At 67.2% G+C, this 7,516-nt stretch carries 6 protein-coding genes; all 6 read right to left on the bottom strand.

Annotated features, from left to right (window positions below):
• Positions 1 to 330: hypothetical protein (locus tag WBA11_RS03090; protein ID WP_424519260.1), on the bottom strand; the 330-nt coding region annotated here is incomplete at its 3' end.
• The gene (locus tag WBA11_RS03085) at positions 327 to 1,706 is read right to left on the bottom strand and encodes a tyrosine-type recombinase/integrase (RefSeq protein WP_424519259.1); all 1,380 of its coding nucleotides are present in this window, start codon (positions 1,704 to 1,706) and stop codon (positions 327 to 329) included. The genes WBA11_RS03090 and WBA11_RS03085, both read right to left, overlap by 4 nt.
• A gap of 203 nt (positions 1,707 to 1,909) precedes the next feature.
• Positions 1,910 to 3,121, bottom strand: coding sequence for a hypothetical protein (locus WBA11_RS03080; RefSeq protein WP_424519258.1), 1,212 nt, complete (start codon positions 3,119 to 3,121; stop codon positions 1,910 to 1,912).
• Between the two features lie 44 nt (positions 3,122 to 3,165).
• Entirely contained in the window at positions 3,166 to 4,554 is a 1,389-nt protein-coding gene (locus tag WBA11_RS03075; protein ID WP_424519257.1) for a hypothetical protein, read from the bottom strand.
• 16 nt (positions 4,555 to 4,570) lie between these two features.
• On the bottom strand, positions 4,571 to 6,091 hold the full coding sequence (locus WBA11_RS03070) for a tetratricopeptide repeat protein (protein WP_424519256.1): 1,521 nt from the start codon (positions 6,089 to 6,091) through the stop codon (positions 4,571 to 4,573).
• Positions 6,088 to 7,452 (bottom strand): dicarboxylate/amino acid:cation symporter, encoded by a 1,365-nt coding sequence (locus tag WBA11_RS03065; RefSeq protein ID WP_424519255.1) that lies wholly within the window; start codon positions 7,450 to 7,452, stop codon positions 6,088 to 6,090. The genes WBA11_RS03070 and WBA11_RS03065 overlap by 4 nt, the downstream gene beginning before the upstream one ends.
• Positions 7,453 to 7,516 lie beyond the last annotated feature (64 nt).

The following is a 7,516-nucleotide window of genomic DNA, read 5'->3' as shown; positions in this document are numbered from 1 at the left end:
CCGCCCGTTGTCGTCAAACCGCCGGGCCCGTGCGAGGAACCGGGGCGGGTCGCTGAGCCGGGGTGGGTCCGACCGGAGCGGTCCGGCGTCCAGGATGGGCGAGGGGAGCAAAACGTCGAGGACGTCCGAGTCAAGCCCTCGGGCCCCGGGTTGCCAGACGACGTGCGCGGGGACCGTCCGCCCGTCGGGGAGATATGTCGATCCCTGAGCATCCCGGTGCGAGTAGCCGCCGGCCCGTCTCAGGTCGTCGGCCGTGTCTCCCAGCCGGAGCCGAGCCCAGTCGTCCGGCTCGATCTCGGCTTCGTCACTATCTCGGTAGGCAATGCTCATTCGGAGCCCCGACCGGGGGTGACAATCTTGGGGAGGCCGGCCGCCCCGTCGCCGGAAGCCGGCCGGCTGAACAGACCATCGAGTTTGGCGTCTTGCCCGGCAGCGTCGGACCCGGCCAGGTACCGTTCGGTCTGAGCGAGAGACGAGTGAGCGAGGGCCTTGCTCACGTCATAGATGCTCCATCCAGACTGCCGGGCGAGGTCCGCGAACGAGTGGCGGGCAACGTGAAACGTCAGGTTGAAGTCGACACGGGCGGCCTTCGCAATCCGTTTCAGCGTCCGGTTGGCGAGAGCGTTCTGACTCCCCCTCGCTTCCCACTGGGCTTTCGGGTCCAGTTCGTCATAATTGTACCCGTCGAGCATCCCGAACAGGAAAGCATCGGGCGGCTTCGGTCCTCCGCCCGAGTCGGTCAGGTAGGCCCGAACAATCCTCTCAGCTAGGGGGACAAGCCGGAGGTCGGCCCGCTTGCCCGTCTTGCCCATCTCGTAAACGAGCCGGAGCCCGCCCGTCGCCGGAGCAATCCTATCTCTGGCGTCCACCGGAAGGGGCTCCGTTGTCCTCCCAGCGACGTCCCGGACCCGGAGCCGGGCAACGTCTCCGAACCGCATACCGGCTGCGTAAAGCGCCAGCATGAAGGCGTCCCGTGTCCGACCGTCTACGGAGGCGGAGATGCCGACGGGGCCTAGGTCGAGCCCTTCAATTCGTTCGATCTGTTCGAGCGTAAGGCGCTGGCGTCCAGGCTTTGAAGCCCGGGCCGACGTGAACGCCAGCCACGGGTCGGAAGTCGGCGTGAACACGCCCTCTTTCATGGCCCGCCGGTAGACCGTGCGAAGAACCTTGATGTTGCCGGCAGCCGTCGACTTCTTGTTCCCCTTAGTCCCGATCAGCCAAGCTTCTAGGCCTCGGAGCCAGTCGGGCGTCACAATGTCGAAAGTGAGCGGTCGGCCTCCTAAGTACTCGTCCAGCTTGTTCAGAACGACGCCGTTCCGCTTGACCGTCCCGACGTTCCCCTGAGCGCTGAGAGTAGCGAGGTACCGGCGTTCGTAGGCGATCAGGCAACCCGGGCCGGCCTCCGGTCCCGCTGGTGCAACGGCGGACCGCAAGGCACTGGCCGTAACCAGCTCCCGGGCTGTAATCAACCGAAGTCGTTCAGCTTCCGCCGCGTCGAGCCGAGCCTGAACAAGCCGATTGATCTGGTCGGAATGAGGGTGCCCCTTGCGAACTTCCCTCCGCTTCTCGTTCCAGTTCCGGGGGTGGAGCCGGACGCCAAGCGAGAGGTAGAGCGTCCGGCGGGTGTCTGTGAACCGGAGCCGGAGAGCCCGATGCCCCCGGGCGTCGGCCCGGTCGGGACGCAAGACAGCGGAGACTTTTGCCACGGCCGGAAAGGGAAGGGTGAGGGGAAGGGTTTCGCTGGACTAGGTTAGTGCCAACCCATGTCCAACTGACCTCACGTCCCCGATTCAGTCTCATTCTGGCCGCTTTTGGTGACACCTGGTACCAGCCGCACCCAGCGTGGATAACTCTCGGGCGTACAGACCCCGGCCTCCCTCGAGGCCGGGGCATTTTTTTGTCCTCCGAGCTACCGCGTCACGGTGACCGGCACGCTGAGAGGCGCCGCACCGCCGCGAAGGCGCAGAAAGTAAACCCCCGACGCCAGCCCCCGCGCGCTCACCTCGACCTCGAGGTCGCTCCCGACGCCGAGCACCGTGGTGCCATAGTCCTCGAGGACGCGCCCCAAAGCGTCAACGAGGTCGATGCGGATGGTTGTCGGCGTCGAGGACGAGATCCGGAAGCCCGTCCTAGACCGGAAGGGATTCGGCCCCGTCGAATCGATGAACAGCCGCGCACGGCGGTCTTCCAACGTGCCGACCAGCGCGTCGCATTCACCTGCCAGGCGCCAGCCCAGATCCGCAAGCATCCCGCAGGTGGCCGGACCTGGGGCCGCGACCGTCTCCTGCCGAGAGATGAACGGCGTCATCAACCCATCGGGCGTGCCGGCGGCGAAGACCTCCTCCGAGAGGTGCGACAACGAGGCTCCGACGACGAATCGGTCCGGCGCATAGAGCGGGACCGTGATTCCGACCGCTTGCTCGACCGCAGTACCGGCAAACCGAACTTCGGACTCGAGGGCGTCTGCGAGAGCTCTCGATTCGAACGGATACGTCCTTGTGTCCAAGAGCGACGTCCCGAAACCGTCTTGGACGTGTAGGTCGTAGCTGAACGGCCGCGACCGATCCGACTGAAACCCTCCGATACCGTCCTCGACGGTCAGCGCTCCGATGAGGCCGAGCCCGTGACCTAGCTCGTGCAGCACGACGGTCTCGAGGTCGAACCGCCCTGCCGGCGGCGACTGCTCACCAAAGTGCCACGCTTGGAAATCGCTGTTGAACATCGCCTCGATGTCAGGGTCGCCGTCCCCGAGATCGCGTCCCGACAGCGCGTCCGCGAGAGCCGCTGGGTACCACACACCCTCCGCCGGAGCTCCGTCGAAGTCTCGAAACAGGATCGGTCCCGCTGACCCGAGCGTCGTCCCGTCGAGCGTGACCCACAGCGCTCGAACTCGGATCGTCTGGGTCGAGCGGATGCGGCAGGCCCACACGTCGACGGCTCTCTGAAACGCGGCCTCGGCCTCACTGGGAAACCCGGTGTAGTCGACCTCGATGCGCGCTCCATCGAGGGCGGGATCGCACTCGATTCCGCCGCGTCGAGCTTCCGCCCTCGAGGTCGTATGAGCCGTCTCGACGACGGGCAGCCGGCAGACGTGGACCGGGCCGCGGGACTCCTGAGCCACCGAGGCCGGGGACCAAGCCAGAACAGCGAGGGCCGCCCAGAACCTCACCGGACCACGGTGACGCCCCGCACGAGGGACTCCCGGCTGGTCGCGACCGTCAGGAAGTACGCCCCGGCGGCGAGCCCGGAGACGTCGAGGGCAAATGTTGCCTCGCGCTCGACGGCGCCCGAGAACACCGTGGCCAAGAGGCGCCCGAGCGGCGACACCAGCTCGGCCCGGACGGGCCCGCTGTCCTCTGGGACGAGCACGCGGAACGTCGTCCTCGTGCGGACCGGGTTCGGGCCTAGCGACTCGAGCGCGAGCGCGAGGACGGGCTCCGGTTCGGGCTCCGGCTCGGGCTCGGGTTCGGGCGGCGTGCCGTCGTCTTCGGTCAGGATCTCGCAGCCGGGAGCGAGGGTCCACCCCATGTCGAGGAAAAAGGCACACGTGATGTTGCCGGGGTCCTGGTACGCCTCGCCACGGGACACCTGCGGCGTCATGAGGGCGGCCGAGGTCTCGCGGAACACGACCTCGTCCCAGTGAGAGAACGACGAGCCTTCCTGGAAGTCTACCGGCGCCCAGACCGGCGCCTCCGTTCCGTAGACCCGCACGACAGTCTCCCCATCCACGAACAGGTCCTGGCTCTCGAGCAAGCGGCCCAGGCTGCGAGATGGGTTCGGGTAGATGGTCTCGTCGAGAAACTCGACGTCCCGCCCGTCCTCGATGAACTGGTCGAACACGAACGGGAATCCCGACGGCGACCCATCGAAGAAACCCCAGCACCCGACCCCGCCTACCCCATTGCATTCGGCGTCGCCTGACCCGTCGTCCACGCCGCCCGACCCGATAAACCCGAGGCCGTGACCGAGTTCGTGCAGGACGATGGTAACGAAGTCGAATTGGTCGGGTGGGGGTTGACCGTCCAGACCGAAGTAGAATGCGCTTTGGGAGCTGTTGAACGTCGCCGTAATGTCGTAGAAAAAGTCCTCGGGGTTGTCGAACAGCTCGCTCACGTCCTGTCCGGCAATAGCGTCGGCGAGCGCGAAGGGGTACCAGGTGCCCGGAATCGGCGCGCCGGGGAAGTCCCGGGTCAGGAACGGCCCGGCCGAGCCCAGGATGTTGGCGTCGAGCGGTAGGAACTCGGCCTGGATCCGGATCGGGACGTCGGACGAGATGTGGTCGGACCAGATGTCGACGGCACGCTGAAACGCGACGCGGGCACTGTCGGGGAACCCGGAGTAGTTGACCTCGAAGGTCGCCGTGCCGCGCGAGCCCCCCCACACGGAGGACGCGTCCGGCCGGATCCGGTGGTTGCGGTGGGCGTGGACATGCTCGCCGGCGACGGCCGCCCCGCCTCGGTCGTAGAGCGTGCACCCCTCGCCGACCTTGACCGCCATCTGGGCCAGGGCCGACGGCGCGGACACGACGAGCGCGAGGACGAGGAGTCGGAGCATGGGTCGTGGGCCGGGGCTAACGTCCGATCCGCTCGAGGGCCGTGCGGGCGCGCTGTTCGAGGGCCTTGTGATAATCGAACTCGGTCTCGTCCTCGAGGACGCGCTCGTAGAGCTGGCGAGCCGCGTCTAGATCTCCCGTGGCCTCCTCGATCTCCCCAGAGTGGTAGATCGACCACGGCCCCCACTTTGCAAGGGGGTCGCCGGGCCGGTCGATCGCAAGCTGGAAGTGCCGCTGAGCGTCGGCCCACCTCTCGAGGGACTGATAGGCCCGCCCGGTCCGGTACGCGGCCTCGGCTCGTACGACCGCGGGCAGTTCGGAGTCCGTCACGACCGGCTGCAATAGCCGCACGGCCTCGAGGTCGCTGCCGCCGTCGAACGCCGCCTCACCCAGCAAGAGAGCTCGCTCGGCCGAGGTCATGGGCGCCTCGAGGCGCCGCTCGGCCTCGCGTGCAGCCGACAGGTCGGTGTCGTAATCCCGGGAGGCTCGGACGCGCCGGTAGAATCCTTCGGCGCGGCGACGATCGCCGAGCATCTCGTGTGACAGTCCCGCCCGAAGTGTCGTTTGGGCCAGCAGGGCACGGCCGTGGAAGGTGCGGGCGTACCGCTCGAGAAGCGGCAGGGCCTCCTCGAACTTGTGCTGGCGATACAAAGCGAGCCCCAGGTGCGCGTCCAAGAACGGCACGGCCTCGACGTCGGGAGCACGCACGGACTCGGCCCCGCGGCGCAGCGCGACCTCCGCCTCGGAAGCGCGCCGGTCCAGCAGCAGGTGGTAGCCCGCGAGGTAGGCGAGGAGCGGGGACGACGGCCTCGACTCCGACAACGCCACCAGCCGGTCGACCGATCCTGCCCGGCGCTCGTTGAGCGTCGCGTCCGCGATGGCGAAGGCGATCAAGGCGTCGTCGCGGAGCAGGCCGTCCTCGAGGGAGGCGACCTCGAGGGAGGCGAGACCCCCGGCGACGCTCCCCCGGAAGCCGAGGAGTCGGGCGAGCCACCGGTAGGATCTGGGGACCGAGCCGCCTGCTACTTCGCAGACGCCGCGACCGTAGAGCGCTCCGGTATCCGAAATCTCTCGGAAGCGCCCGCACGCTTCCCGAAACGAGTTGCCCGCCCGCGTGTAGCGCTCCTGACGGCCGAACGCGAGCGCGCGGTGGAGCTTCGCCGTGGCCCCGAGAAGCTCGGCGCCTTGGCGATCGGCGGCCGTCTGCAACGAGTCATTCAGCTCGTAGAAGCGGTCGAAGACCTCGTCCTCTTCGGTGAGAAACGCCCGCCACAAGGTGACCGTCTCTAGACCGTACGCGCTGGCAGGCGAAGCGGGATCTAGCCGACCGACCTCGTTGAATCCATCGAGGGCGTCCTCGAGGCGAAAATCGAGCGCATCGGAGTAGGCCTGGACATAGCGCTCCGCCGCCCGGGTGTCGCTGAGCTGGAGCGACCGCTGAGCCGTGGCCGTCAGGCCCTCTACGGTGCCGTCCTCGACGTGGGCCTGCCCCCAGACGGGGACGGCTACAAGCACGAGCAGGAGTCCCGATCGGATCATGCGACGGCGACCAAGCGGTCCGTGTCCACCGACGGGTCCGGGATGTTGAGTTGGCCCTCGGTCGACGCGACGATCGTTGCGACGGTCGCATCGCCAGTGACGTTCGTGACGGTTCGGACCATGTCCAGGATGCGGTCGACGCCCAGGATCAGGGCGATGCCCTCGGCGGGAACGTTGACCGATTGCAGGATGATGACCAGCATGATGATCCCAGCGCCGGGCACGGCCGCCGTTCCAATCGACGCCAAGACGGCCGTCAAGACGATGGTCAGTTGAGCCGCGATGCTCAGGTCCATCCCCAAGGCCTGAGCGATAAAGACGGCGGCGACCGCTTGATAGAGCGCCGTGCCGTCCATGTTGATCGTGGCCCCCAGCGGGAGCACGAACGACGACACCTCTTCGCTCACGCCCAGCTTCTCTTCGCATCGCTCCATCGTGACGGGAAGCGTCGCGCCACTCGAGGACGTCGAAAAGGCCACGAGCTGCGCCGGGCCAATGCCTGAGAAGAACGTCCCGAGCTTCATCGGCGTGAACACCCGAAGCATCAGCGGATAGGTAATGAGGGTGTGCAACGCCAAGCCGGCCAGAACGGCGATGCAGTAGTAGCCGAGCGCGCCGAGCAAGGCTATGATCCTGCCAACGTCGTCCCCTGCCAGCGATGTGATCGTGGCCGCGATCAGCGCGAACACGCCGACGGGCGCCATCAGCATGATGACGTCGACGAGCTTGATCACGACATCGTTGAGGCTTTCGAAAACGCTCAGCAACGGCTTGGCTCGCTCGGGCGGGACCTGTATCAGCCCGATCCCCAGCAGCAGGGAGACGAACACGACCTGGAGCGTGCTCGCCTCGTTCGAGAATCCGTCACCGCCGAACAGGCGCGTGCCGGCGGTGATGGCCGCGAAAAAGTTGTCCGGCACCAGATCGACGAGCACCTGGAGCGGCCCGCGTGCTTCGGCGTTGGCCGCGCTCGCCATCCGACCCTCGGCGTCCGTCGCGTACTCGGCCTCGAGCTCGGCACGCATCTCTTGGGGCACCGCCAGCCCCGGGTCCAGGGCGTTGACGATGAACAGGCCGAGGGTCACCGCGACGGCCGTCGTCGCGATGTAGATCCCGATCGTCTTGCCGCCGATGCGGGACAACTTCTTGAGGTCGCTCAGGCTGGCAACTCCGGTCACGAGGGACGCCAGGATCAGCGGGACGGCGATCAGCTTGAGCCCGTTGATAAAGATGGTCCCGAACGGCGCGACCCAGTCCGACACGAACCCTCCCCATCCCTGCGCGGCGGCGAGCACGCCGTAGATCGTGCCCAAAATGAGGCCGATGATGATCTGCCAGTGGAGTTGCCGGTACCAGGCCATAGAGTCGGGGTGTGAGAGCAGGGCGAAGCTACGGCCGCCGCTCCGGGATCCGAACGGACGCGTC

The organism is Rubrivirga sp. (assembly GCF_049648075.1).
In the GTDB taxonomy this organism is placed as follows: Bacteria; Bacteroidota; Rhodothermia; order Rhodothermales; family Rubricoccaceae; genus Rubrivirga.
Note: the sequence above shows the minus strand (reverse complement) of the source record. Positions and strands in the feature narration are given on the sequence as shown.